General features: G+C 64.6%; 24 protein-coding genes. 12 read left to right on the top strand and 12 right to left on the bottom strand.

The window, feature by feature from the left end:
• Positions 1 to 6 precede the first annotated feature (6 nt).
• The 6 genes from BN60_RS28675 to BN60_RS07320 form a co-directional block, all read right to left on the bottom strand.
• Entirely contained in the window at positions 7 to 555 is a 549-nt protein-coding gene (locus BN60_RS28675) for a prepilin peptidase (protein WP_051150101.1), read from the bottom strand.
• A 22-nt stretch (positions 556 to 577) separates the two neighbouring features.
• Positions 578 to 739 (bottom strand): Flp family type IVb pilin, encoded by a 162-nt coding sequence (locus tag BN60_RS30070; protein WP_020695362.1) that lies wholly within the window; start codon positions 737 to 739, stop codon positions 578 to 580.
• Between the two features lie 302 nt (positions 740 to 1,041).
• On the bottom strand, positions 1,042 to 1,224 hold the full coding sequence (locus tag BN60_RS31795) for a hypothetical protein (protein WP_425357799.1): 183 nt from the start codon (positions 1,222 to 1,224) through the stop codon (positions 1,042 to 1,044).
• A gap of 118 nt (positions 1,225 to 1,342) precedes the next feature.
• A complete protein-coding gene (gene pssA, locus BN60_RS07330; protein WP_020695361.1) occupies positions 1,343 to 2,167 on the bottom strand; it encodes a CDP-diacylglycerol--serine O-phosphatidyltransferase in 825 nt (274 codons plus the stop codon).
• Between the two features lie 13 nt (positions 2,168 to 2,180).
• Positions 2,181 to 2,873: a phosphatidylserine decarboxylase gene (locus BN60_RS07325; protein ID WP_020695360.1), complete on the bottom strand. Its 693-nt coding sequence runs from the start codon at positions 2,871 to 2,873 to the stop codon at positions 2,181 to 2,183.
• 31 nt (positions 2,874 to 2,904) lie between these two features.
• Entirely contained in the window at positions 2,905 to 3,924 is a 1,020-nt protein-coding gene (locus BN60_RS07320) for a LysM peptidoglycan-binding domain-containing protein (RefSeq protein WP_020695359.1), read from the bottom strand.
• Positions 3,925 to 4,041: 117 nt separating this feature from the next.
• On the opposite strand from BN60_RS07320, the gene BN60_RS07315 reads away from it, so the two are divergent.
• The 4 genes from BN60_RS07315 (at position 4,042) to BN60_RS07300 (ending at position 9,108) form a co-directional block, all read left to right on the top strand.
• Positions 4,042 to 4,650, top strand: a complete 609-nt coding sequence (locus BN60_RS07315; protein ID WP_051150100.1) for an LOG family protein — start codon at positions 4,042 to 4,044, stop codon at positions 4,648 to 4,650.
• A gap of 257 nt (positions 4,651 to 4,907) precedes the next feature.
• Entirely contained in the window at positions 4,908 to 7,130 is a 2,223-nt protein-coding gene (locus BN60_RS07310) for an NADP-dependent isocitrate dehydrogenase (protein WP_020695357.1), read from the top strand.
• Positions 7,131 to 7,208: 78 nt separating this feature from the next.
• The gene (locus BN60_RS07305; protein ID WP_020695356.1) at positions 7,209 to 8,426 is read left to right on the top strand and encodes an NADP-dependent isocitrate dehydrogenase; all 1,218 of its coding nucleotides are present in this window, start codon (positions 7,209 to 7,211) and stop codon (positions 8,424 to 8,426) included.
• A gap of 7 nt (positions 8,427 to 8,433) precedes the next feature.
• Positions 8,434 to 9,108, top strand: coding sequence for a DUF429 domain-containing protein (locus BN60_RS07300; protein ID WP_020695355.1), 675 nt, complete (start codon positions 8,434 to 8,436; stop codon positions 9,106 to 9,108).
• A gap of 38 nt (positions 9,109 to 9,146) precedes the next feature.
• Here BN60_RS07300 and BN60_RS07295 read toward each other — a convergent pair whose 3' ends face one another.
• The 3 genes from BN60_RS07295 to BN60_RS07285 form a co-directional block, all read right to left on the bottom strand.
• Positions 9,147 to 9,419: a DUF2312 domain-containing protein gene (locus tag BN60_RS07295; protein ID WP_020695354.1), complete on the bottom strand. Its 273-nt coding sequence runs from the start codon at positions 9,417 to 9,419 to the stop codon at positions 9,147 to 9,149.
• A gap of 111 nt (positions 9,420 to 9,530) precedes the next feature.
• Positions 9,531 to 9,830: a DUF1244 domain-containing protein gene (locus tag BN60_RS07290; protein WP_020695353.1), complete on the bottom strand. Its 300-nt coding sequence runs from the start codon at positions 9,828 to 9,830 to the stop codon at positions 9,531 to 9,533.
• Positions 9,831 to 9,949: 119 nt separating this feature from the next.
• On the bottom strand, positions 9,950 to 10,717 hold the full coding sequence (locus BN60_RS07285; RefSeq protein ID WP_020695352.1) for an N-formylglutamate amidohydrolase: 768 nt from the start codon (positions 10,715 to 10,717) through the stop codon (positions 9,950 to 9,952).
• A 29-nt stretch (positions 10,718 to 10,746) separates the two neighbouring features.
• Between BN60_RS07285 and BN60_RS07280 the strand changes: the two genes are divergently transcribed.
• From BN60_RS07280 to BN60_RS07245, 8 genes are all read left to right on the top strand, one after another.
• On the top strand, positions 10,747 to 12,024 hold the full coding sequence (locus BN60_RS07280; RefSeq protein WP_020695351.1) for a glycerate kinase type-2 family protein: 1,278 nt from the start codon (positions 10,747 to 10,749) through the stop codon (positions 12,022 to 12,024).
• The gene (locus tag BN60_RS07275) at positions 12,021 to 12,440 is read left to right on the top strand and encodes a GFA family protein (RefSeq protein ID WP_043283719.1); all 420 of its coding nucleotides are present in this window, start codon (positions 12,021 to 12,023) and stop codon (positions 12,438 to 12,440) included. Before BN60_RS07280 ends, BN60_RS07275 begins: the two co-directional genes overlap by 4 nt.
• 9 nt (positions 12,441 to 12,449) lie before the next feature.
• Positions 12,450 to 13,706, top strand: coding sequence for a 3-oxo-tetronate kinase (gene otnK, locus BN60_RS07270; protein ID WP_043283718.1), 1,257 nt, complete (start codon positions 12,450 to 12,452; stop codon positions 13,704 to 13,706).
• Complete coding sequence (gene otnC / locus BN60_RS07265) at positions 13,703 to 14,350, top strand: 3-oxo-tetronate 4-phosphate decarboxylase (protein ID WP_043283717.1); 648 nt, start codon at positions 13,703 to 13,705, stop codon at positions 14,348 to 14,350. The genes otnK and otnC overlap by 4 nt, the downstream gene beginning before the upstream one ends.
• 14 nt (positions 14,351 to 14,364) lie before the next feature.
• Positions 14,365 to 15,150, top strand: coding sequence for a 2-oxo-tetronate isomerase (gene otnI / locus BN60_RS07260; RefSeq protein ID WP_020695347.1), 786 nt, complete (start codon positions 14,365 to 14,367; stop codon positions 15,148 to 15,150).
• A gap of 3 nt (positions 15,151 to 15,153) precedes the next feature.
• Entirely contained in the window at positions 15,154 to 16,068 is a 915-nt protein-coding gene (gene ltnD, locus BN60_RS07255; RefSeq protein ID WP_020695346.1) for an L-threonate dehydrogenase, read from the top strand.
• 9 nt (positions 16,069 to 16,077) lie between these two features.
• Complete coding sequence (gene pyk, locus BN60_RS07250; RefSeq protein WP_020695345.1) at positions 16,078 to 17,490, top strand: pyruvate kinase; 1,413 nt, start codon at positions 16,078 to 16,080, stop codon at positions 17,488 to 17,490.
• An 80-nt stretch (positions 17,491 to 17,570) separates the two neighbouring features.
• Entirely contained in the window at positions 17,571 to 17,831 is a 261-nt protein-coding gene (locus BN60_RS07245; protein ID WP_020695344.1) for a hypothetical protein, read from the top strand.
• Positions 17,832 to 17,850: 19 nt separating this feature from the next.
• Here BN60_RS07245 and BN60_RS28670 read toward each other — a convergent pair whose 3' ends face one another.
• From BN60_RS28670 to BN60_RS07225, 3 genes are all read right to left on the bottom strand, one after another.
• On the bottom strand, positions 17,851 to 19,866 hold the full coding sequence (locus tag BN60_RS28670) for a hypothetical protein (RefSeq protein WP_020695343.1): 2,016 nt from the start codon (positions 19,864 to 19,866) through the stop codon (positions 17,851 to 17,853).
• A gap of 68 nt (positions 19,867 to 19,934) precedes the next feature.
• The gene (paaK, locus tag BN60_RS07230; protein ID WP_020695342.1) at positions 19,935 to 21,224 is read right to left on the bottom strand and encodes a phenylacetate--CoA ligase PaaK; all 1,290 of its coding nucleotides are present in this window, start codon (positions 21,222 to 21,224) and stop codon (positions 19,935 to 19,937) included.
• Positions 21,221 to 23,815 carry a DUF2339 domain-containing protein gene (locus BN60_RS07225; RefSeq protein ID WP_020695341.1) on the bottom strand — a complete coding sequence of 865 codons (2,595 nt, stop codon included), beginning with the start codon at positions 23,813 to 23,815 and terminating at the stop codon, positions 21,221 to 21,223. The genes paaK and BN60_RS07225 overlap by 4 nt, the downstream gene beginning before the upstream one ends.
• Positions 23,816 to 23,827 lie beyond the last annotated feature (12 nt).

Genomic DNA, 23,827 nt, shown 5'->3' with positions numbered 1-23,827 from the left:
CCTAGCCTAGACGCCTCCCCCCGATCGAGGAAAGAAGTTTGGACTACTTGAGCGCACAAGCCAGCGCAGTGGCGACCCACAGGCCGCCGGCCGCGATGGCAGGACCATAGGGCAACCTGCTCTGAAGTCGGCCGCGCGCCGTCGACCCGTCGGCATTGGCAACCGGCCCGATCTGCACGCCGGCCAGCACGACGATTCCCAGAACACCGCAACGACGCCAACGACGAGCAGGAAATCCAGCATCAGGGCTGGGCCGGCGAAGAGGGCCACAGCCGCGGCCAGCTTGACGTCGCCCCCACCTATCATTCCGGCGGCAAAGCCCGCAGCGGCAACGAGGAAGAGCACGGCGGCGTACCCTATGGACAGCGCGATCCCTTCCACCGTCAGTGTCCCCGCGACCATGCCAAGGATCGACCAGGCCACGAAGGCGCCGACGACGGACAGGGGCAGGCTATTTGAGATGTGCAGAGTGCGCAGATCCTGCCACGCCGCCACAACGAGCAGAACGGCGAGGACGATCAGGCATCCGGTCTGGAAAAGCGCGAGGAATGGCATCCGCCACCTGCGCCGGGGAAGGCTAGTTCAGCGGACCCACTGCGTTGAGCACGTTGGTCACCTTGCCGGTGACGGAACGCATGGAGGCAATGGCTGCGACAGCGATGATCGAGGTGATCAGCGTGAGCTCGACCGCCGTTGCGCCCTGGGTGCTCTTCATCAAGCGACGGAAGATCGACAGCATATCTGCCCCCACGCAATTCAGCGAGGCGGGCCGGCCTCGCCTCTCAATATGAATTGTGAATCAACTTAGCTACCGTACTTAAAGTAATTCATCAGGTCAATTCAAATAAGCCGTAAAATCGCCGTTATTTACAACCTTTTGATATTAAACAACTATCCAGAAGTCCCTCTCTAGAGATAGTGGGTTCGCTTTGTGGCCGACACAATGGCTACAAACCGGATTCTGTTTCTGACTTCCAGGTTGCCACCAGCCAGAGGAAGGACGCAGGAAAGAGGCAGAAGGCTCGCCCCGCTGCGCTGCCATCACCGCCTGCCCCAGGAAAGACGCGCAGGTACACACGAAGGACGCCAGCAGCAGCGCCGCCCAGCTCGCATTGCCGGCCTCTGCCAGCGCAAACCCACCGGCACCGCGGCATCATAGAAAGCCATGTCGCAGACGATATCGAGATAGCCGCCAAAGGCCGTCGGCGTCCCGTGCCGGGCCACGGCGCCGTCGAGGCCATCCAGCAGCCGATTGGCCAGGATCGCAGCGAGAGCGGCCCCTTAGAGCCCGTGGGCCAATCCAACGCCGCAAAACAGGGTCGAGCATGCCGACCCGACGGCGTCAGTCCTGCGGGTCCACCGCGCGCAAAGGAACCACCTCGCCGGGCGCCGCAGCGGCCTGACGGTCGGCCATCGCCTGCCGGCGATAGGCCATCCAGCTGAAGGGTATGAGGGCCATGTAGCCCAGCCCCAGCAACGACAGGCCGATCCAGGGCGAACTCGCAATCACGGTCATCACCAGCGCCGCGCTCAGCAGGGCCGGCAACACGAGGTGACGCGGCACCCTGCCCTTCTTGAACGAGAAGGTCGGCAGCCGGCTCACCATCAAGCCGCCGACCGCAACGAGCACGATGCCGACGACCAGGGCATGGCGTGGCCAGGCGGCCTCGATCTCGAAGCTCACCATCAGCGGCATCAGGGCCAGCAGAGCCCCCGCCGGGGCCGGTACGCCGGTGAAGAACGACCCCGTCCACGCCGGTGGCGGCGTATCGGAGACGAGCGCGGTGTTGAACCGGGCGAGCCGCAGCGCCGAGCAGATCGGGAACATCAGGACCACGATCCAGCCCAGCGACCCCGCTTCCCGCAGCGAGCCGAGGTAGAGAACGAGTGCTGGTGCCACACCGAAGCACAGGAAATCGGAAAGCGAATCAAGCTCGGCGCCGAAGCGGCTGGTAACGCCCAGCCGCCGCGCCACGCGCCCATCCAACGCATCGAAGATCGCGGCGACGATGATCGCGATCACCGCGAGCCGCATCTCGCCCTGCAGCCCGAAGCGAATGGCCGTCAGGCCCGAGCACAGCGCCGCCAGCGTCAGCACGTTCGGGATCAGGCGATTGATCGAGAAGCCGCGCAACCGGCCGCGGCGCGAGCGCAGATCGTCGTCCATGAGTTAGGACTCCCTAGAACTCGATGGCGGTACGCGGTTCCGTCCTGCCCGGATCGAGCTCAGCCATAACGGTCTCCCCACCGATCATGCGCTGGCCCGCCGCGACCAGCAAACGCGCGCCCGCGGGCAGATAGAGGTCGGTACGACTACCAAAGCGGATATGGCCGAAACGTTCCCCGGCTGCGACCGCCTGTCCCGGCTTGACGTAGCAGACGATGCGGCGGGCAACCCAGCCCGCGATCTGCACGCAGCCGATGATGCGGCCGTCGGCCCGGCGTAACGCCAACGCCATGCGCTCGTTCTCCTCGCTCGCCTTGTCGGCATTGGCGTTGAGGAACTTGCCCGGCCGATAGGCCACGACGTCGACCGTGGCCGCACAGGGCGCACGATTGATGTGCACGTCGAACACCGACAGGAAAATGGAGACGCGGGTCAGCGGCTGATCGCCGAGACCCAATTCCGCCGGCGGGACGGCTTGCACCACCATCTGCACCAGACCGTCGGCTGGCGCGATCAGCAGGCCGTCTTCCTGCGGCACGCCACGCGGCGGATCGCGGAAGAAGTAGATCGACCACAGGGTCAGCACGAACAGCGGCCAGAACAGCCACGCGGCGCCTGTCAGGGCCGCGAGGAAGGTCGCGCCGGCGAAGAGGGCAATGAAGCGCCAACCGTCGTCGATGATCGGCACCAGAAAATTGGCCAGCATGGTGAAAGAGCTCGCTTTGGGCCCAGGCTCGTCAGTTGACCTTGGGCAGGGTGAGGACCTGTCCCGGATATATCAGATCGGGATCGCGAATCTGCTCTTTGTTGGCGCCGAAGATGATCGTGTGCTGCCATCCGGCGCCATAATGCGCCCGTGCGATGTTCCAGAGATTGTCGCCCCGCACTACGTGCAGGCGCCGCGAATCGGTATCGGATGCCGGCGTGATCGTCAGCTTTTCGAAAGGCAGCTCCAGCCGCGCCACCGGCTTGCCGTCCTTGGCAATGCGATCGAGACGCAGCTTGTACTTGCCCTGCTCGAGCGGATCGATGGGCTTCAGGCGCCAGCGACCATCCGTTCCCGTCGTCCCCTCCGCCACCATACGATCGTTGATGTACGCGCGGACGACCGTACCTGGGTTGGCCTGGCCAGTGATGGTGACGTGCCCACGGTCATCGTAGTCGAGCGTCGAAAGCACGAGGTCCGCCGATCTCGGCACACCGGCCGGCGACGGCGGCTGGACCAGCGTCGAGGCGCCCGCACGTGGCGAGATCATCACCAGCGTGTCTTCGCGAGGCTTGTCGGTTGCGCCCGGCTGCTCCGGTACGACCGCAACCACGGCCTGGTCCGACGTGAGGGGAGCCCGCCCTTCGATGTGCTGAACGACGCGCAGCTCATGCTGTCCCACCGCCAGCGGCGGATCCTGCACGATAACGACCCACTCTCCCCGCGCGTCGGCCTCCGCTTTGGCGATTTCCTTGCCGCCATCCAAAAGCACGATCTTGGCGCCGGGCGCTGCACGGCCGGCAACCACAGCCCGACCGTCCGGCCCGATGCGGGCGATGTCGAAGCTCGGCGCCGTCGTGGCCGCGGTATCCGCGGGCGGCGTGCTCGAAGCCGGCGGCGTAGCCGGAGCGGCCGCCAGCGGTGCCGATGAGGGCTTGGCTGAATGATCTATGGCGGCTTGCTCTCGGAGCTTACCGTGCCATGCAACGCCCAACGCAATCGCAATGACGATCGCGCCGATCGCAACCAGCCCGAAAACAGTGCGTGACATCGCCCTCCCAACGGTGCGACGACCATCCCCATTGGTGTCGCGACCATCCTTCGCGAAATGATACCATGCCATCCCGAGCCGTGAAGGCACCCGTTCGTCTCAAAAGAAGCAGCTTTCGTGCCCGAGTCCAGCCCTCCCTTCCCCAACCCCAAGTCCCTGTGCGTCTTCTGTGGCGCCCGTTTCGGAACCGACCCCGCCAGCCGGACAACCGCCATGGCCTTGGGACAAATGCTGGCCAATCAAGGCGTTACGCTGGTTTACGGCGGTGGCGGCGTCGGCCTTATGGGCCTGGTGGCCAACGCCGCTCTCGATAGCGGCGGCAAGGTTATCGGTATTATCCCGCGTTTCCTGCTGGAACGCGAGGCAGGCCATCCGGACCTGACTGAGACATCTGTCGTCGAGACCATGCACGAACGCAAGCTCCAGATGTTCGAGCGGTCGGACGGTTTCGTGGTGCTGCCCGGTGGGCTCGGCACCCTCGAGGAGCTGTTCGAGGTTCTATCCTGGCGCACCCTCGGCCTGCACAGCAAGCCGATCGTGATCATCGATCAGGGTGGCTACTGGAAGCCGCTCGCCGCGCTGCTGCAGAACGTCGTGGAGGGTGGTTTCGCCGAACGAACCCACCTGGACCACGTCGCCTTCGTGAATGGCATCGACGAAGTGCTGCCGACAATTGCAGCCATGCCGCGATCCGCCGGCTTGGCAAAGCGCCTGGATCGCGTCTGACGCCTGCGCCGCGTTCGCAGGCCGCCCACTTGTCTTGGCTCTTGATCGTCACTTTTGTCGTAGTTGCGAAATAGCCCGACGACCCGATCGCCTCGTGCGGCAACACGGCGACGACGCACGGGAAGAGATAGGCCGAGCACCCTGGTAACGCCGCCATGGCAGAGATTGCCTTTGCTTCGCGGCGGTGCAAAAAGGACGGGCTAAAATCAGCAATATATCAACTCAGCCAATCCCAAAGCGGCGCACGGAGTGCAGGTATGTCAGATCTCGAAATCGTCTGGACAAAGGTCGATGAAGCCCCCGGGCTTGCGACGTTTTCCCTGCTGCCGATCGTCGAGGCGTTCGTCGCGACAGCCGGCGTGAAGATGAAGCTGAAGGACATTTCGCTAACCGGCCGTATCATCGCCAACTTTCCCGACAAGCTGAAGCCCGAGCAGAAGATCAACGACGAGCTGGCGGAACTCGGCAAGCTCGCGACGCGCCCCGAAGCCAACATCATTAAGCTGCCCAACATTTCCGCCTCGATCCCGCAGCTCAAGGCCGCGATCAAGGAGCTGCAGAGCAAGGGTTACGATGTCCCGAACTATCCGGACAGCGACGCGACGCCGGCGGACAAGGAAATCCGCGCCCGCTACGGCAAAGTGCTCGGCAGCGCCGTCAATCCCGTGCTGCGCGAGGGCAATTCCGATCGCCGCGCCGCCGGCGCCGTGAAGCAGTACGCGCGCAAGCATCCGCACAAGATGGGTGCCTGGAGCAAGGACTCGAAGACCCGCGTGGCCCACATGACGGGCGGCGATTTCTACGGCTCGGAGGTCGCCACGACCATCGCCGCACCGACCAATGCCCGTATCGAGCTGGCCGCCGCCGATGGCGCGGTCACGGTGCTGAAGCCGAAGATTCCGCTCAAGGCCGGCGAGATCATCGACTGCTCGGTGATGAACCGCAAAGCGTTGCGCGACTTCTACGCCGCTGCGATCGACGCCGCGAAAAAGGACGGCATCCTGTTCTCGCTGCACCTCAAGACGACCATGATGAAGATCTCCGATCCCATCCTGTTCGGGCATTGCGTTTCCGTGTTCTTCGCCGACGTGTTCGAGAAGCATGGCGACACGTTCAAGAAGCTCGGCGTCGATCCCGACAACGGCCTGGGCGACATGCTTACCCGCATCGAGACGCTGCCGGAGGCCGAGAAGGCCGCCATCAAGGCCGATATCCAGGCCGAGTACGCGAAGCGGCCGGGCCTCGCCATGGTCAATTCCGACAAGGGCATCACCAATCTCCACGTGCCGAGCGACGTGATCATCGATGCCTCGATGCCCGCGATGATCCGCGAGTCGGGCAAGATGTGGGGCGCCGACGGCAAGCTGCACGATTGCATCGCCGCCATTCCCGACCGCTGCTACTCGACGCTGTTCCAGGCCGTCATCGCGGACTGCAAGACGCATGGTGCTTTCGACCCGAAGACGATGGGCTCCGTACCGAACGTCGGACTGATGGCGCAGCAGGCCGAGGAGTACGGCTCGCACGACAAGACGTTCGAGATCGCCACGGCCGGCACGGTGCGCGTGGTCGCCGAGGACGGCAAGGTCCTGATGGAACAGAAGGTCGAGGCTGGCGACGTCTTCCGCATGTGCCAGGTCAAGGACGAGCCGATCCGGGACTGGGTCAAGCTCGGCGTGCGCCGCGCGCGACTCACCAACACCCCGGCGGTGTTCTGGCTCGACGCCAAGCGCGGCCACGATGCGCAGCTGATCGCCAAGGTCGAGAAGTACCTCAAGGACGAGGACACGAAGGGTCTCGACATCCGCATCCTCGCACCCGTCGAGGCGATGAAGTTCTCGCTCGAGCGCATTCGCAAGGGTCTCGACACGATCTCCGTCACAGGTAACGTGCTGCGCGACTACCTGACCGACCTCTTCCCGATCATGGAGCTGGGCACGTCGGCCAAGATGTTGTCGATCGTACCGTTGCTGCAGGGCGGCGGCCTGTTCGAAACCGGCGCTGGCGGCTCGGCGCCCAAGCATGTCGAGCAGTTCCAGCACGAGGGCTATCTGCGTTGGGATTCGCTGGGCGAGTTCCTGGCATTGGGCGCTTCGCTGGAGCATCTGGCACAGACCTCCGGCAACGAAGACGTGAAGGTCTTGGCCGAGACGCTCGACGAGGCCAACGGCAAGATCCTCGAAAACAACCGCTCGCCGGCACGCAAGGTCGGCGAGATCGATAATCGCGGCAGCCATTTCTACCTGGCCCTCTACTGGGCCCAGGCCCTGGCTCGGCGCGACAACAGCACGGCCCTGTCGGCCCGTTTCAAGCCGCTGGCGGAGACGCTCGCTGCCAGCGAGGCCAAGATCGATGCCGAGCTGATCGCCGCGCAGGGCAAGCCCGTGGATACGGGCGGCTACTATCTGCCCGATCAGAAGAAGACATCGGCCAGCATGCGGCCGAGTGCGACGTTGAACGCAGCGCTCGCTTCTCTTTAATGCGGCGCTAGGTGAGCCGCCCCGGGCGACCGGGGCGGCTTTCTAATTCCCGCGCGCGTTGACTGAGAGGATCGCAACATGCCGAAGATCAAGGTGAAGAACCCGGTCGTCGATATGGACGGCGACGAGATGACCCGCATCATTTGGGCATTCATCAAGGAAAAGCTGATCCTCCCCTACCTCGACATCGACCTGAAGTACTACGACCTCGGCATCGAACATCGCGACAAGACCAGCGATCAGGTCACGGTCGACGCGGCCGAGGCTACCAAGAAGTACGGCGTCGCCGTGAAGTGCGCGACCATCACGCCGGACGAGGCGCGCGTGAAGGAGTTCAATCTCAAGGAAATGTGGCGGTCGCCCAACGGGACGATCCGCAACATCATCGGCGGCACCATCTTCCGCGAGCCCATCGTCTGCAAGAACGTGCCGCGCCTGGTGCCCGGCTGGACCCACCCGATCGTCATCGGCCGCCATGCCTTCGGCGACCAGTATCGCGCCACCGACTTCGTGGTGCCGGGCAAGGGCAAGCTGACCGTCCGCTTCGAGGGCGAGGACGGCAAGGTGATCGAGCACAACGTGTTCGACTTCCCGGCCGGCGGCGTCGCCATGACCATGTACAATCTCGACGAGTCGATCGTCGGTTTCGCGCGCAGCTCGTTCAACTACGGCCTGATGCGCGGCTGGCCAGTGTACCTCTCGACCAAGAACACCATCCTCAAGCGCTACGACGGCCGCTTCAAGGACCTGTTCCAGGAGGTCTTCGACAAGGAGTTCGCCGACAAGTTCAAGGCGAAGAACATCACCTACGAACACCGCCTGATCGACGACATGGTCGCCTCGGCCCTGAAGTGGCACGGCGAATTCGTGTGGGCCTGCAAGAACTACGACGGCGACGTCCAGTCCGACACGGTGGCCCAGGGCTTCGGCTCGCTCGGCCTGATGACCTCCGTGCTGATGACGCCGGACGGCAAGACCGTCGAGGCCGAGGCCGCGCACGGCACGGTGACCCGCCACTATCGCGAACACCAGAAGGGCAAGCCGACCTCGACCAACCCGATCGCCTCGATCTTCGCCTGGACGCAGGGTCTCAAGTATCGCGGCACGTTCGACGCCACGCCCGAGGTGGTGAAGTTCGCAGACGCGCTCGAGAAGGTCTGCGTCGAGGCCGTCGAGAGCGGGAAGATGACCAAGGATCTCGCGATCCTCATCGACAAGAGCCAGCCCTACCTGACTACCGAGGAATTCCTCGCGACGCTCGACGGCAATCTCAAGGCCAAGATGGCCGCGTGGTAGCGGTCCGTTGATCGTCGGGGGCGCCGACGGCTGCCGCGCCGGCTGGGTCGTCTGTCGGCGCGATCTCGACGGCACTCTGGACATAAGAGTTGTGAAGGCCCTCGCAGACGCTTGCGAGGGCCTTTCCATTTTGGCGGTCGACATGCCGATCGGCCTCACCGACACGCCCCGCCCCGGCCGGGCCTGTGAAGCCGAGGCGCGCGCCCTGATGCCGGGCAAGGCCAGCTCGGTGTTCCCCACCCCCTGCCGCCCGGCGCTCGCCTGCACGACCCACGCCGACGCCAATGCGGCCAGCCGCAAGCTGGGCCTGGGCATCAACCGGCAGACGTTCCATCTCTTTCCCAAGATGCGCGAGGTCGACGGGCTGCTGCGCGGCAGCGCCAGGCTTCGACGCGTCGTCTACGAGGCGCATCCCGAGCTCGCCTTCACACGCATGAACGGCGACAAGCCCGTGCTGAGCAAGAAGCGGCAGCCGGACGGCTTCGCCGAGCGACTCGACCTCCTGGCGAAGCACGGTTTCAAATGGAAACCACAAACGGTATCGGGGGCAGCCCGCGACGACGTGCTGGACGCCATGGCCGTCTGCCGGACGGCGACCCTGATCGCCGCGGGGACCGCCACACGCCTTGGCCCGAAACGGCTACGCGACCGCTACGGCCTGCCGATGAACATCTGGTACTGAACCGGGCCCGGGGAACCCGAGCCCAAACACGCCAAAAATCAGACCATGCCCAGAGCGTGCTTGTAGACGTCGAGCAGGGTCTCCTCCTCGGCGCGGTCGGCGGCATCCATACGGCGCATCGACACGATCTTGCGGATCGTCTTCACGTCGTAGCCCACGCCCTTGGCCTCGCTGTAGACGTCCTTGACGTCACCGCCGATGGCGCGGCGCTCTTCTTCGAGCTTTTCGATGCGTTCGACGAAGCTTTTCAGCCGGTCTGCCGAAACCGGCCCGGCCTTGGTCTTCTTGGAAACGGCGCTTCCGTCCGGCATGTCCGCAACTCCTTGATCCCGACGGCCGGACCATAGGAGCGGCGACTATGTCGACTCAACGACTCTCGGGCGATGAATGATGGGGATAACGTGGACTTGGCCACGCGAGGGCTAGGAATGCTTGTGCCCGGCCTTGTCGAAGGCCTTTTTCTGGTCGCTTGAAGCTTCCTTCTGGTGCTTGGCCTTCCATTCTTCATAGGGCATGCCGTAAACGATCTCGCGGGCCTTGGGGTCGGCGATCTCGATGCCGCGGGAGCCCGCCTCCTCGCGGTACCAGCGCGACAGGCAGTTGCGGCAGAATCCGGCCAGATTCATCAGGTCGATGTTCTGGACGTCGGTACGTTCCTGCAGGTGCGACACCAGGCGTCGGAAGGCGGCGGCCTCGAGTTCGGTACGGGTCTTGTCGTCCATGATCGTCTCCTGGAACCACGAAGATCAAAGCTTCGTCCGAGGATATAGGCGCAGCCCGCCGCATAAACCAGTCGGCCAGGGCGAGGCCGGCAGGATTGCCTGAGGCGAGGATGCGCACGTCACGACAGGGCCCGCCCAACTGCCGAGCGGATCGCCGGCGCCAGCCGCTGGCCCCAGGTGCGGGCATCATCCGGCGTGGCCATGAGGTCCTGACGCACTTCCAGCGAACAATGCGGAACAGCTCGGGATCGCGCATGCGCCGTCAGCGTGTATTCGTAGGAGGCACGCGCCGAGTAAGGTTCGTTGTCGCCGACGACCAGTTCGGGGTCCCGCCGTAGTTCGGTCAGCAGCGGCTCCGGCAGGCGCGGATCGTCGTTCCACAGCACACCGACATGCCAGGGCCGCACGAAGCCTTTCATGACCGGCGTGAAGGAATGCACGACCAGCAGGCAGACCTGGCGGCCGCCAGCCGTCATGGCGTCGAGCACGCGATCGACCTCCCGGTGATAGGGCCAGAAGCAGGCCTCCGCCCGGGCATCGACCTGCTCCCGAGTGAGCCCCTGGTTGGCCGGCACGACGGTTCCGTCGCTGACCTCGGGCGTCGAGCCTTCACCACCCGGCCAGCGGTTGCAGTCGATCACCAGCCGCGAATAGCCCGACGCGACCAGTGGCGCATCGAGCGCGGCGGACAGTGCGATCGCCGCATCGAGGCCGCCGATGTCCCAGCCGATATGGCGCGACAGCTCGACCTCCGAAATGCCGAGCGAGCCCAGCGCTTTCGGAACCGCCTTGCTGGCATGATCACAGAGCAACAGCAGCGGTGCCTTGCCCCTTTCGTTCACGACGGAAAAGGGCGGCGGATCGCCGGGCCCCAGCAGTTGTTGCATCGAGCCCCTATAGTGCGAAGATTGCACAAATGAAAGATGCCGACGCCCGCGCCTTGCTGCGCACCATGTTCGACGCCGCCCTGGACGTCGCGCGACCCGAAACCTGTCTGGCCCCCTTCATCGCCAAGCTGCAGCCACCAAAGGGGAAGACTGTCGTCATCGGCGCCGGCAAGGCGAGCGCCGCCATGGCCAAGGCGGTCGAGGACCAGTGGCCCCACCCGCTCGAAGGGCTTGTGGTGACGCGCTATGGCTATGGCGAGGCCTGCAAGCGTATCGAGATCGTCGAAGCTTCGCACCCGGTGCCCGATGCCAAGGGACGAGAGGCGGCCCGCCGCATCCTCGAGCGCGTGCAAGGGCTCCGTGCGGACGATCTCGTACTTTGCCTCATTTCCGGCGGCGCATCGGCGTTGCTTTCACTGCCGGCACCCGGCCTCACCCTGGAAGACAAACAGGAAGTCAACCGCGCGCTCCTGAAGTCGGGCGCCAACATCGTCGAGATGAACACGGTGCGAAAGCACCTCTCGATGATCAAGGGCGGACGGCTCGCCGTTGCCGCGCAGCCCGCACATGTGCTGTCGTGGCTGATCTCCGACGTGCCCAACGACGATCCCGGCGTGATCGGCTCAGGCCCTACGGTTGCCGACAAGACGAGCTTTGCCGATGCACTGGCCGTCCTCGCTAAATACCGCCTCGATCCGCCCGCTCCGGTCCTCGCCCACCTGAAGGCCGGCGCTTCCGGCACGGTCGAGGAAACACCCAAGCCCGGCGATCCACGACTGGCTAACGTCGAAACGATCATGGTTGCCACGCCGAAGCGCTCGCTCGAAGCCGCTGCAACCGTCGCCCGTCAGCAGGGCTGCGAAGTGGTCATGCTGGGCGACAATCTCGAAGGCGAAGCGCGCGAACTCGGCGCCACGCACGCACGTCAGGCGCTCGATCTCCTGAAGCGTGGCGACAAGCCGGTCGTGATCCTGTCCGGCGGCGAAACCACGGTGACGATCCGCGGCAAGGGTCGCGGCGGGCGCAATGTCGAATATCTGATGGCCGAGGCCATTGCCGCGAACGGCACGCCCGGCATCTGGGGCCTCGCCGCGGACACCGACGGTGTCGACGGCGCAGAAGATATCGCCGGTGCGATCTTCGCGCCCGACACGCTGGCTCGCGCGCGCGCCAAGGGCCGTGATCCGCAGACCATGCTCGACGACAATGACGGCCACGGCTTCTTCGGCCTGTTAGGTGACAGTGTCGTCACCGGCCCCACCCGCACCAACGTCAATGATTTCAGAGTCACCTTGGTCACACCATGACGACATATCCCGGATCCTGCCACTGCGGTGCTGTGAAGATCACTCTGACCTCGGCCAAGAAGCCCGAGGAAATGCGGGTTGGCCGCTGCGCCTGCAGCTTCTGCCGCCGCCACGGTGCGCGCACGATGGGAGACCCCGAAGGATCCGTCGAGTTCCAGGCCGCGCCGGGGGCACTGTCACGCTATCGCTTCGGGCTCGGCATCACGGACTACCTATTGTGCGCGAGGTGCGGTGCCTATGTTGGCGCTGCCATGCCCGACGGCGGCAAGGCCATCGGTATCGTAAATGTAAATTCACTCGATACTCGCGATACATTCGATCCGGCCCCGCCATTGCACCACTACGACGGCGAGGATGAAGACAGACGGCGCGCACGGCGTCGAAAGTTCTGGATGCCGGTAACGATCATCGCCTAACGTCAGGCTATGGCTATTCTTGGAGTGATCGCCGACGACTTCACCGGCGCGACCGACATTGCGGGCATGCTGGTCAAAGGCGGCATGCGTACCATTCAGACTATCGGCGTTCCGTCTAAGGGTACGATCCCCGACGACGTCGACGCCGTGGTCGTCGCGCTCAAAACACGCTCCATCCCGGCACAGGAAGCGGTGTCCCAGTCGCTCGATGCGCTGAAGGCATTGCAGGCGGCGGGCTGTGTCCGCTTCTTCTTCAAATACTGCTCGACCTTCGACTCGACCGATGCCGGCAATATCGGCCCGGTGGGCGATGCACTGCTCGATGCGCTCCAGGCCAAGCAGGCGATCTACTGCCCCGCTTTCCCCGAGAACAACCGAACCATCTTCTTCGGCCACCTCTTCGTCGGTGAAGTGCTGCTGTCGGACTCGCACATGCGGCACCATCCTCTGACCCCGATGACGGATGCCAGCCTGGTGCGGGTGCTGGCGCGCCAGACCAAGCACAAGGTCGGGCTGACGCCGCTGAAGCAGGTGCAGGCGGGTTCCGCGAGCCTCCGGGCCGCGCTCGACAAGCTCGCTGCCGACGGCGTGCGCCACGTCGTGGTCGATGCCGTGGCCGATACGGATCTCGGCATCATCGGCGAAGCCATCGGCGACGACGTGCTGGTGACAGGCGGCTCGGGCGTGGCGCTCGGCCTGCCCGCCGCCTATCGCCGTCGCGGCCTGCTGCCCCACAAGGCCGGCGCCGATGCCCTGCCTAATGTTGCGGGCGCCGCCGCGGTCCTCGCAGGCTCCTGCTCGGCCGCGACGCTGGGCCAAATAGCGGCCTTCAAGGGTGCACATCTGGCCCTCGACACCGATGCGATCTGCCGTGGCGAGGATGTGGCCGCCAGGGCGCTTGCCTGGGCCAAGGGCAAGCTCGGCAACGGGCCGATCCTGCTCTCGGCCAGCGACAAGCCCGAATCCGTGAAGGCACTGCAAGCCAAGTACGGCATCGAGAAATCGAGCCTCGCGATCGAGAAGACGATGGCGGCGCTGGCGCGCGGTCTCGTCGAGGCCGGAGTCGGCCGGATGGTCGTCGCAGGCGGAGAGACCTCGGGCGCCGTGGTCGGCGCCCTGGACATCACGGCGCTGCGGATCGGCCCCGAGATCGATCCCGGCGTGCCCTGGACGGCATCGATTGCCAAGAAGCCGATGCTGCTGGCGTTGAAGTCCGGCAACTTCGGCGCCCCCGATTTCTTCACCAAAGCCTTCGAGCGCCTATGAGCACTGCTGAAACCAAGATGCGCGACGCCATTTGTGCGTTGGGCGCCAAACTCGCCGCCCGCGGTTTCTGCCCCGGCACGTCGGGCAACATCAGCGCTCGCGTGGCCGACGGCTGGCTGATGACGCCGACCAACTCCTCGCTCGGCGAGCTCGAACCCGGGCAGCTTTCCAAGCTCGACCTGTCGGGCAAGCATGTCGGCGGCGATCCGCCGACCAAGGAAGCCTTGCTCCATCGTTCGGTTTACGACGTACGTCCCAAGGACGGCGCCATCGTGCATCTTCATTGCACGCATGCGGTGGCGATCTCCTGTCTCGATCCCTCGTGTCACCACAACCAGGACACCACACTGCCGCCCATCACGCCCTACTTCGTGATGCGGGTTGGCAAGCTGCCGCTGGTGCCCTACTTCAAGCCGGGCGATCCCAAGCTCGCCGACGCCATCCGCGACTACGCCAAGGGCCATCGCGCCGTTCTTCTGGCCAATCACGGGCCGGTCGTCGCCGGGACCTCGCTGTCGGCCGCCTCTGCCGCGATAGAAGAGCTCGAGGAGACGGCGAAGCTTCACCTGCTGCTGCAGGGCTTCAAGGTGCGGACCCTTTCGGACGCCCAGGTGCGCGACGTCGAAGAAGCCTTTCCCTCCTGATCGGACCATCAAGAATGCCCAAGCTCGCCGCCAATCTCTCGTGGATCTACCAGGAGGTCCCGTTCCTGGAGCGCTTCGGCGCTGCCGCGGCGCATGGCTTCAAGGCCGTCGAAATCCTCTTTCCCTACGAAGCGCCGGCCGCCGACATTGCGGCGGAACTCAAGAAGCACAAGCTCACGCAGGCGCTGTTCAACCTGCCGCCGGGCGATGCCAGCAAGGGCGAGCGCGGGCTGGCCGCCCTGCCCGGCCGCGAAGCCGAATTTGCTGCCGCACTCGAGAAGGCGCTGAATTATGCGCAGGTGCTGGAATGCCGGACCCTGCACGTCATGTCCGGCATGATCGCCCCTGATGCGGATACGAAGGCGATGCACCGCACCTTCGTGTCGAACCTGAAGAAGGTCTGCGACCGCACGGCCAAGAGCGGCATCACGATCGTCCTGGAGCCAATCAACCATCGCGACATTCCGGGCTACTTCACGAATACCACGGACCAGGTGAAGGCGATCATCGACGAGGTCGGCGCGCCGCACCTTCGCCTGCAGCTCGATCTCTATCACCTGCAGGTGACGGAAGGAGATCTGCAGAAGCGGATGGAGCGACTGTTCCCGATCACCTCGCACGTGCAGATCGCCGGCAACCCCGACCGCAACGAACCCGACATCGGCGAAGTGAACCACCTCTATCTGCTCGATGTCCTCGATCGGCTGGGTTACGAGGGCTATGTCGGCCTGGAGTACAAGCCCAAGACGACCACCGGCGCCGGACTCGGCTGGGCCGCCAAGTACGGCATCAAGGCCTGACCCATGGCGGACAAGAACACTCCCGTCGTTGCCTTCGTGGGCCTGGGTTCGATGGGCCTTGGCATGGCCAAGAACCTGCTGAAGCACGGACACAAGGTGATCGGCGTCGATCCAAGTGCCGCCGCCCGCGATGCCTTCGCCGCTGCCGGCGGCAGTCTTGCGAGCACGCCTGCCGAGGCCGCGATGCAGGCCGATGTCGTCATCGTGGCCGTCGTGAATGCCCAGCAAGTCGAGTCCGTGCTCTATGGTGAGGGCGGTGCCGTGACGGCCCTGCGCAAGGGTGGCGTCGTCATGCAATGCGCCACCTGCCCCGCGGCCTTCATTCGCAAGCTCGACGAGCGTCTCGCAACAAGTGGCCACGACCTTCTGGATGCGCCGATGTCCGGTGGCCGCGCGCGGGCGGAGTCGGGCGAGCTCACCTTCATGTCGTCGGGCAATGCCAGGGCTTTTGCTGCAGCGGAATCGATCCTGGCGGCGACCTCCGCCAAAGTCTTTCGCCTCGGCGACAAGGCCGGCATCGGCTCGCTGGTAAAGACTGTGAATCAACTCCTGGCGGGCGTGCACATCGCCACGGCCGCCGAGGCGATGGCGCTGGCGGCCAAGGCAGGCGCCGACACGCGCGCCGTCTACGACGTGATTTCATCCAGCGCCGGCAATTCCTGGATGTTCGGCAATCGGGTGCCGCACATGCTGGACGACGACTATTCTCCGCTCTCGGCGGTCGAGATTTTCGTGAAGGACCTTGGCCTCGTCCTCGATACAGGGCACGAGTTGCGCCTGCCGCTACCGCTCGCCGCTGCGGCACATCAGCTTTTTATCGCCGCTGCGGGCGCGGGCTGGGGCAAGCTGGATGACGCCGCCGTCGTCAAGGTCTACGAACAAGCAGGCGACTTCAAAGTGTCGTCGCCAAAGAAGTAGACTGGGACCATGCATCGGGATCGCTTTACCAAGATCGTCGCCACGCTCGGCCCCGCTACGTCGAGCCTCGAACGTCTGCGTACGCTGTTCGAAGCTGGCGCCGACGTCTTTCGCCTGAACTTCAGCCACGGTCAGCCGGAAGATCATCGGCAGCGGGTCGATCAACTGCGGGCCCTTGAGAAAGAATTCAAGTACCCGATCGCCATCCTGATGGATTTGCAGGGTCCCAAGCTCCGCCTCGGTACTTTCGCCAAGGGACCGATGGCCTTGAAGAAGGGCCAAAAGCTGCGCTTCGACATGGACCCTGCGCCGGGTACGGCCAAGCGCATCCCGCTGCTGCATCCGGAGATCTTCAAAGCTGCCCAGCCCGGTGGCGTGCTGCTGGTCGACGATGGCAAGGTCCGGCTGCGCATCGTCGCACACGATGCCGACACCATCGACGCCGAAGTGGAGGTCGCAGGCCCGATCAGCGATCGTAAGGGCGTCAACCTGCCCAACCTGATCCTGCCGGTCTCGCCGATGACGCCGAAGGACCACAAGGATCTGACCTTCGGCCTGTCGCTGGGAGTCGATTGGGTCGCCCTGTCTTTCGTCCAGCGCGCACACGATATCGCCGAACTGAAGAAGCTCGTCGCCGGCCGTGCCGCCGTCATGGCCAAGCTGGAAAAGCCGCAGGCGATCGAGCATCTCGACGAGATCATCGAGCAGAGCGACGGCATCATGGTGGCGCGCGGCGATCTCGGCGTGGAAATGCCGCCCGAAGCCGTGCCGCCGCTGCAGAAGCGCATCCTCGCCGCCTGCCGCGTCGCCGGCCGCCCCGCGATCGTGGCGACGCAGATGCTCGACTCTATGGTCCATTCGCCGACGCCGACGCGCGCCGAAGTCTCCGACGTGGCAACGGCAGTCTATGACGGCACCGACGCCGTGATGCTCTCCGCCGAGTCGGCCTCGGGCGACTATCCGGTCGAGGCGGTCACGATCATGGATCGCATCCTGAAGAGCGTCGAAGCCGATCCCCTCTATCGCCGCCTGATGGATGCGAGCCGCCACGAGCCCGAGGCCACCACCGCCGACGCCATCAGTGCCGCCGCACGGCAATGCGCCCACACGCTCTCCGCAGCGGCAATCGTTACCTATACCAACACCGGCTCGACGACGCTGCGTGCGGCGCGCGAGCGCCCGGACGTGCGTATCCTCTGTCTGACACCCAATCTCGACACGGCGCGGCGCCTGACGCTCACCTGGGGCGTGCATCCCGTGCGAACCGAAGATGCCCATAATTTCGGCGACATGGTGCAGCGTGCCGTCCGCGTCGCCCGCCAGGAAAAAATCGCCAAGGAAGGCGAGCGGCTGGTCATTACCGCGGGGGTCCCCTTCGGCACGCCGGGTGCCACAAACATTCTCCGAATTGCCTACGTCTAGCCTCTTCTGGGACGGAATGCGGAGGGATGAAGGATCATTCCTATCCGTAGATATTTCAGCCCAGATTCGAGAGGCCAATCGTGGAAAACGGCCAGAACAGCACCGAGAGCAAGGCAACGGCCACCGTAGGCAAGTTCCGTGGTAACCGCCTGACCTGGATCGATTATCTCGTCATTGCCGCGACTGTCCTGACCTTCGCCGTCGTGGCCGACGCCGCACTGGGCCGCGCCAAGGCATCGGCGCCGCCGAAGCCTGCCGCCGCCGTCACGGCAATGGTCAGCCAGCTCCCGGACGATCCCGGCCTGATCAAGGCAAGATTGAGGCTGGCGGCCGGTCTCTGACGCGAAGGCGGCAACTGAGTTAATCCTCGGTTCTAATACACGACACCTTCCCGTTGAGGCCGTTCTTTCTGTTGTAGGTCACTCTTGCGACCTCGCTCGCGGTATTCTCCTCGAAGCTCCGAATGGTGAGAGAAGCAGCGTCGCGGAGCACTTCGATCACGGTCCAGTCGTCGCCCGTCCGGCAATCCGGATTGTCGAAAACGGAGACTTTCTGGCCGGCCCGAACATTGGTCAGAACCGCAGATCTAGCCTCGTCGTTTTCGCACTCGCCGCTGCCGCGAAGTCGAACAGTCCGCCCGGGTCGCACGTCGAGGTCGCACACCTTGTTCTGGGTGGCGTTGGCGCCTTCGTAGAGGGAGAGTATTCCCGACGCACGGGCTGCCGAACCGATCTCAAGTCTCGAGACTTTGCCGTCCAGGCCGTTATTGCGGAAATAGCGTAACCTGAAGGGCCCCGTATCGACCGGCCGTTGAAAGGTCGGCACGGTGATGAAGTCCTGCAGTTCGACCACTTCGATCTCGCTCCAGTCGTCTCTCCGCTTGCCGTCCGGATCGTCATAGACGCGAATGACCGTCCCGACGGGAACTCGATGAAGGACCAGCGACCGAGCCTCGTCGTTGGCGCAGGCACTGCCCGAGTTCTTGAAGTTGATCGAAGCCTGCCTGCCGGGCAGCGTGCAGACTCGGTTCTGCGAGCCATTGTTGCCCTCGAAGAGGTCGATTACCGGCTCGTGGGGCGCGTCGGCTACTTCGACGGCGCTCACCTTCCCGTCGAGTCCGTTCTGGCGGTGAGCATGAACGGAGACATTTGCTGTCGAGGCCAAGCGATCAAACGATTGAACGGTTTCCACTGTGAAGGGACGCTTCACCAGTATCTCCGTCCAGTCGTCGCTCGATGCGAAGTCGGGACTGTCGAACAGTCGAATGGATTTGGATCTCTGCAGGTTATACAGCCTCACGGAACGCGCTTCGTCGTTCGAGCACCCCAGATCGCTCACCTTGCGTCGCAGATTCTGTTCAAGGGAAACCGTGCAGACGATGTTCTGCGTCCCGCCATTTCCTTCGTAGAATACGGCCAGCGGTTCGGGGCCGCCCGCCTTGATCTCCAGTCGCGACACCTTGCCCTGCAGACCGTTGTTGCGATGGAATTGAACCCTGTGGGTCGGTTGATTGATATCGGTTTCGAAGGTCGCCAGGCGCAGCTCGGGGACCGGCCTCAATATGGATATGTCGAGCCAATCATCCTTCTTGCTCCCATCCGGATCGTCGTAGAGGCGAATGCGGACGTTCGCCGGAACGTTCCGTAGAACTGCCGATCGCGCCTCGTCGTTGTCGCATTCGGCTGAGTTCTTGAAGTTGATTTCCATCGGAACGGTGATGCGCAGCTCGCAGACTTTATTCTGCGTGAAGTTGTCGCCTTCGTAGAACGCGATCGTCGATCCGAGCGGGTTGCTGCGGGGGTCGTCGACCCGCGCGACCTCCACCCGCGAGATCTTGCCATCGAGCCCGTTGTTGCGGCTGTAGTGGATCGCCACAACGCCATCGTCCTGGGCGGCCTCGAACGATGAAACTACATGCACCGCCGCGTCCTTGAGAACGACGACCTCGGCCCAATCGTCTTCGAGCTTGCCGTCTTCATTGTCGAAGACGCGTAGCACCGTGCCCTTCTTCACGTTCAAGAGTTTGACACTGCGGATTTCATCGTTCGGGCAAGGGTGGTTCTTCAGCGAGATCGTCGCGGGAACATCGGCCAGGTTACAGAGCATGCTCTGGGTTGCCGCATTGCCTTCGTAGAACACGAAGCCAGGTCCGTCGAAGGCGTTCAACCAGCGATAAAGGGCCCCGCCTCCGACCACGATCAACGCCAGCCCGGCCAGTCCGATGATCCCCTCGCGCGAAACGAGGCGCCGCCCGAAGAACAGAAAGGCAAGCACCGCCAGACCCGCGGCAAGGACTATGGTCCCAACCAGAGAGCCGACGAACCAGTTGAACAATGTATCGAACAGCCATTGTACGGGTGAAAATAGAGTGTTCATGTCGTCACTCCATGCCGGGCTGTATTGGCATTATGCGATACAATAGCCTGGACTCCATCCGGACGATGTCAATCTTTCGCGCGTCTATCGATCACGCGCCGCGCCTTGCCAAGCGACCGCTCGATCGAACCCGGTGGCAGGACATCGACAGTGGCGGTAAGGCCGCACATCCCCTTCAGGCGCTGTATCAGCTCCCGAGCTGATCGTGCTTCCGCGTGGCCGCCAAGCGGCGTGCGGGCTTCGGCTCTGACCAGAAGATCGTCGAGTGCGCCCGTCCGCGAAAGCTCGATGACATAGTGCCCGCTCAGCGCCGGATCCCGCAGGATCTGCTCCTCGACCTGGCTCGGAAAGAGATTGACGCCGCGCACGATCAACATGTCGTCGCTGCGCCCGGTGATCTTGGCCATCCGCCGCATCGTCGTCATCGAGCCCGGAAGCAGCCGCGTGAGATCGCGCGTGCGATAGCGGATCACCGGCATCGCCTCCTTGGTCAACGTCGTGAAGACGAGTTCGCCGGGCTCGCCGTCGGCTACCGGCGCGCCGGTCTCGGGATCGACGATCTCGGGATAGAAATGATCCTCCCAGATCGTGGGCCCGTCCTTGGTCTCGACGAACTCGCAGGCCACCCCTGGCCCCATCACTTCGCTGAGACCGTAGATGTCGACGGCATCGATGCCCAGGCGGCGCTCGATCTCCGCGCGCATGGCTTCGGTCCAGGGCTCGGCACCGAAGATGCCGATGCGCATCGCCGTCTCACGCGGATCAATGCCCTGCCTCTCGAACTCCTCGGCGATCGCCAGCATGTAGGATGGCGTCATCAGCACGACCCGCGCGCCGAATTCGCGAATGAGCTGGACCTGCCGCTCGCCGAAGCCGCCCGACATCGGCACCACCGTGCAGCCGAGCCGTTCCGCGCCGTAATGCGCGCCGAGCCCGCCGGTGAACAGACCGTAGCCGTAGGCATTGTGGATGATATCGCCCGGCCGCGCCCCACCGGCATGGAGCGAGCGCGCCATCAGCTCGCCCCACGTGGCAATGTCCCGCGCCGAATAGCCGACTACCGTAGGCCGCCCCGTCGTGCCGCTCGATGCATGCACACGCACGCAATGTTCGCGCGGGATCGCCAGCATGCCGTAGGGATAGGCGTCGCGCAGGTCGCTCTTGGCCGTGAAGGGAAAGCGGCGGAGATCGTCGAGCGTGCGCAAATGATCGGGATGGACACCCACGGCCTCGCACTTGACGCGATACGGCGCCTGGTTGTCGTAGGCATGCCGCACGGCTTCACGCAGCCGTTCGAGCTGCGTCGCCCGCAAGGCGTCGAGAGACAGCTTCGTCTCTGGAAAGAGGTCGCTCGTCATTTGCTGTCGAAGCCGAAGCGGCGATAGGCATAACCCAGCCCGATCAGCGCCGCGCCAAGGCCCAGGAAGGAGAAGACCCGCAGCAGGCCCTGCAGCCCCGCCATGTCGATCAGGAACACCTTGGCGACCACGATGCAAACCAGCACCATGCCGGCATGCCGGAACGCCGCGGCCTTGCGCACGAAACCCAGGGCCAGCAGGGCGACGCTGAACAGGAGCCATACGATCGAATAGGTGTAGAGTTCCAGTCCGTCTGCACCGAAGCCAGGCCGCTCGAACGACGGATCGAAAACGTGGCGCACCTCGAAGGAGACGTAGACGAAGGCCAGGATCGAGGCTGTCACTTCGGCCAGGACGGCCACCCGGCGCTCCGGATCGGCATCGATCCACTGCCGCGCCAGCACTGCCATCGCGGCAGGCACCGCATAGGCAAGCAACAACCCGTTGGCGATGGGCAACATGCCGACACCGGCCGGCTCGAACACTGGATTGGCGATCACGACCTGTACGATCAGCGCGAGGAGCGCGGCCGCAGTACCGCTGAGGCGCCAGGCCCACAGCGCCACCAGATCGTGGTCGCGACGCGCCCACCAGAGTGCCGCCAGCGCGAAGCCTCCCCACACCAGCACATAGAACGCCCGCTCCATGAAGCCGGAGCCCAGCATGTCCATCGTCGCGGGCTGGAAGATGCTCCTGACCTCGAGCGTCAGCAGGACGAAGACGAGCAGTGCCGCTGCGGCCTCGACGGCGCGGACGAGGCGAATGTCGCCAGTCGGGCGCAGGAAGCGGAGTGCGACGACCAGTGCGGCGATGGAGATGCCATACCCCCAAAGGATCCAGTTCAGGATCGGCGAGAGTCCGAGTGGATACTTCAGGACTTCCGGGTTCAGCACGAAGCGCACGACCACGACTGTCAGGAGCGGCCAGCAGAGCTGGCGCAGCGACACCAGCCCGAGCTGGGCCGCGATGGCCGCCACCGCGGCCAGTTCGATGGCATAGGCCACCGTGATCCACTCGCGATTGAGTTCGAGCGGGATCGCTGCGCCGATAAAGAAGGCGACGCCGGCGGCGAAAAAACCCAAGGCTTCGGTGGCGCCCGGCATGGTTTCGCGCCACCGCACCAGCCGCTCGGCCCCTACCAGGAAAGGCGCCGCAAGCCCGATGCTGATCAAGCCCCACGCGCCACCTGCCTCGCGCAGCACGTACCAGCTCAACAGGAAGTGTGAGAGTGCCGCAGCCACTGAAAGGGCCGCCCAGAAGCCTGGCCGCGCCGCATTCCAGAGCAAAGCGAAGGCACCCGCCGCGTAGAGACCGCCAAAGCCGACCGCGAGCCAGCCAAAGCGCGTATCGCTCCATTCAGCCGGGATATCGCGTGAAGCCAGCCACCACAGGGCCAACGCTGCCAGCGATAGGGCCGGCGCCAAGGCTGCCGCGTACTGGAAGCGCGGCGTCCATCGTCCCAGGACGAAAGCGCCGACACCGTGCAGCGCGAGGGCCGCCCAACCCGTCATCTGCTGGCCGCCATCCTGCACGATCAAAGCGACGAGCAGCGCACCCGAAATGCCGACTGCCGACCAGACCAGTGCTGCAACATCGCGGGGAGGATTCTCCTCCTCCGCCATCCGCCGCCAGGTCGCCCAGACGAAGAGCCCGGACACGCCCACCAGGAACAGGCCGACCCAATGGAGCTCCGACATGTCGGCCCCCATCAGCATCCAGGCTACCGTCCACAGGACTGCGCCGGCCAGCACGCCCCAGCCGAGGAGCCACCAGCCGCGCACGCGGATGACGCCCAACGTGCCCGCGGCAATGGCAAACAGGTAGCCGAACAGCACCGGCGTGTTGGGTTCCTGGCTGCCGATGACGGCGGGGCTCGCGAAGCCACCGACGAAGGCGAGCGCCGCGACCAGGATGCCGTGACGCAACGACAGGCCCATGCCGAAGGCCGTCAGCGCCGCGGCAGCACCTCCTGCGGCAAACTTGGAGACCATGCCGTAGAGCGCGACGGCTGCGAACAGTGAGCCATAAAGAGCGGCCACGCCGGCGGCGGACAGCGCCTGGGCGACACGGTCGTCCTTGCTGCGCAGCCGCTCGGCACCGCCGATCAGCGCGAAGCCAAACAGCGCCGCCAGGATCACCCGCACCTCGGGCGAGAGGTATCCTTCCTCGATCGAGTAGCGAACCAGGAAGATCGCCGCGAGCGCCAGCGTGATGGCGCCGATCCACAGGAAGGCCCGCGCCCCCAGCCGCTGCTCCCACCCCACAGAAACAGGGGCGACGGTCGGCGCCGGCAGCGGCGGCAGGCTTTCAAGGGGGACGGTTTCGGGCTCCGGCTGCGTGTCCGGCTCGAACGGCGCCCCCGGCGGCGGCATTGCTTCGATGGGAATGGTTGGCGGTTCGACCGCCGAAGCTGCGAAAGGTGGCGGCAGCGCTTCGCCGGCCACCAACTGACGCTTGATTCCCGCCAGTTCCGACGCCAGCCGTTCGTTCTGCGCGCGCAGGCTCGACGTGCGGACCAGCGCGATGATGGCGATCAGCGGCGTGCCGAGCGCCCAGGCGATCCCGATCAGGATGAGAAATATCTCTTCCACAAAACCCTCGGG

This window comes from Reyranella massiliensis 521 (genome assembly GCF_000312425.1).
GTDB classification, from domain to species: Bacteria; Pseudomonadota; Alphaproteobacteria; order Reyranellales; family Reyranellaceae; genus Reyranella; species Reyranella massiliensis.
The sequence above is the reverse complement of the archived record's forward strand: the minus strand, read 5'-3'. Positions and strand labels throughout refer to the sequence as shown.

Bases quoted from the DNA above. Each gene is read 5' to 3' on its own strand.
- otnC (WP_043283717.1), top strand. From the start codon at position 13,703: ATGAGCACTGCTGAAACCAAGATGCGCGACGCCATTTGTGCGTTGGGC.
- otnK (WP_043283718.1), top strand. From the start codon at position 12,450: ATGGCTATTCTTGGAGTGATCGCCGACGACTTCACCGGCGCGACCGAC.
- BN60_RS30070 (WP_020695362.1), bottom strand. From the start codon at position 739: ATGCTGTCGATCTTCCGTCGCTTGATGAAGAGCACCCAGGGCGCAACG.
- BN60_RS07295 (WP_020695354.1), bottom strand. From the start codon at position 9,419: ATGCCGGACGGAAGCGCCGTTTCCAAGAAGACCAAGGCCGGGCCGGTT.
- BN60_RS07290 (WP_020695353.1), bottom strand. From the start codon at position 9,830: ATGGACGACAAGACCCGTACCGAACTCGAGGCCGCCGCCTTCCGACGC.
- BN60_RS07320 (WP_020695359.1), bottom strand. From the start codon at position 3,924: ATGTCACGCACTGTTTTCGGGCTGGTTGCGATCGGCGCGATCGTCATT.
- otnI (WP_020695347.1), top strand. From the start codon at position 14,365: ATGCCCAAGCTCGCCGCCAATCTCTCGTGGATCTACCAGGAGGTCCCG.
- BN60_RS07305 (WP_020695356.1), top strand. From the start codon at position 7,209: ATGCCGAAGATCAAGGTGAAGAACCCGGTCGTCGATATGGACGGCGAC.
- BN60_RS28675 (WP_051150101.1), bottom strand. From the start codon at position 555: ATGCCATTCCTCGCGCTTTTCCAGACCGGATGCCTGATCGTCCTCGCC.
- ltnD (WP_020695346.1), top strand. From the start codon at position 15,154: ATGGCGGACAAGAACACTCCCGTCGTTGCCTTCGTGGGCCTGGGTTCG.
- BN60_RS07325 (WP_020695360.1), bottom strand. From the start codon at position 2,873: ATGCTGGCCAATTTTCTGGTGCCGATCATCGACGACGGTTGGCGCTTC.
- pssA (WP_020695361.1), bottom strand. From the start codon at position 2,167: ATGGACGACGATCTGCGCTCGCGCCGCGGCCGGTTGCGCGGCTTCTCG.
- pyk (WP_020695345.1), top strand. From the start codon at position 16,078: ATGCATCGGGATCGCTTTACCAAGATCGTCGCCACGCTCGGCCCCGCT.
- BN60_RS07280 (WP_020695351.1), top strand. From the start codon at position 10,747: ATGAAAGATGCCGACGCCCGCGCCTTGCTGCGCACCATGTTCGACGCC.
- BN60_RS07310 (WP_020695357.1), top strand. From the start codon at position 4,908: ATGTCAGATCTCGAAATCGTCTGGACAAAGGTCGATGAAGCCCCCGGG.
- BN60_RS07275 (WP_043283719.1), top strand. From the start codon at position 12,021: ATGACGACATATCCCGGATCCTGCCACTGCGGTGCTGTGAAGATCACT.
- BN60_RS07285 (WP_020695352.1), bottom strand. From the start codon at position 10,717: ATGCAACAACTGCTGGGGCCCGGCGATCCGCCGCCCTTTTCCGTCGTG.
- BN60_RS28670 (WP_020695343.1), bottom strand. From the start codon at position 19,866: ATGAACACTCTATTTTCACCCGTACAATGGCTGTTCGATACATTGTTC.
- paaK (WP_020695342.1), bottom strand. From the start codon at position 21,224: ATGACGAGCGACCTCTTTCCAGAGACGAAGCTGTCTCTCGACGCCTTG.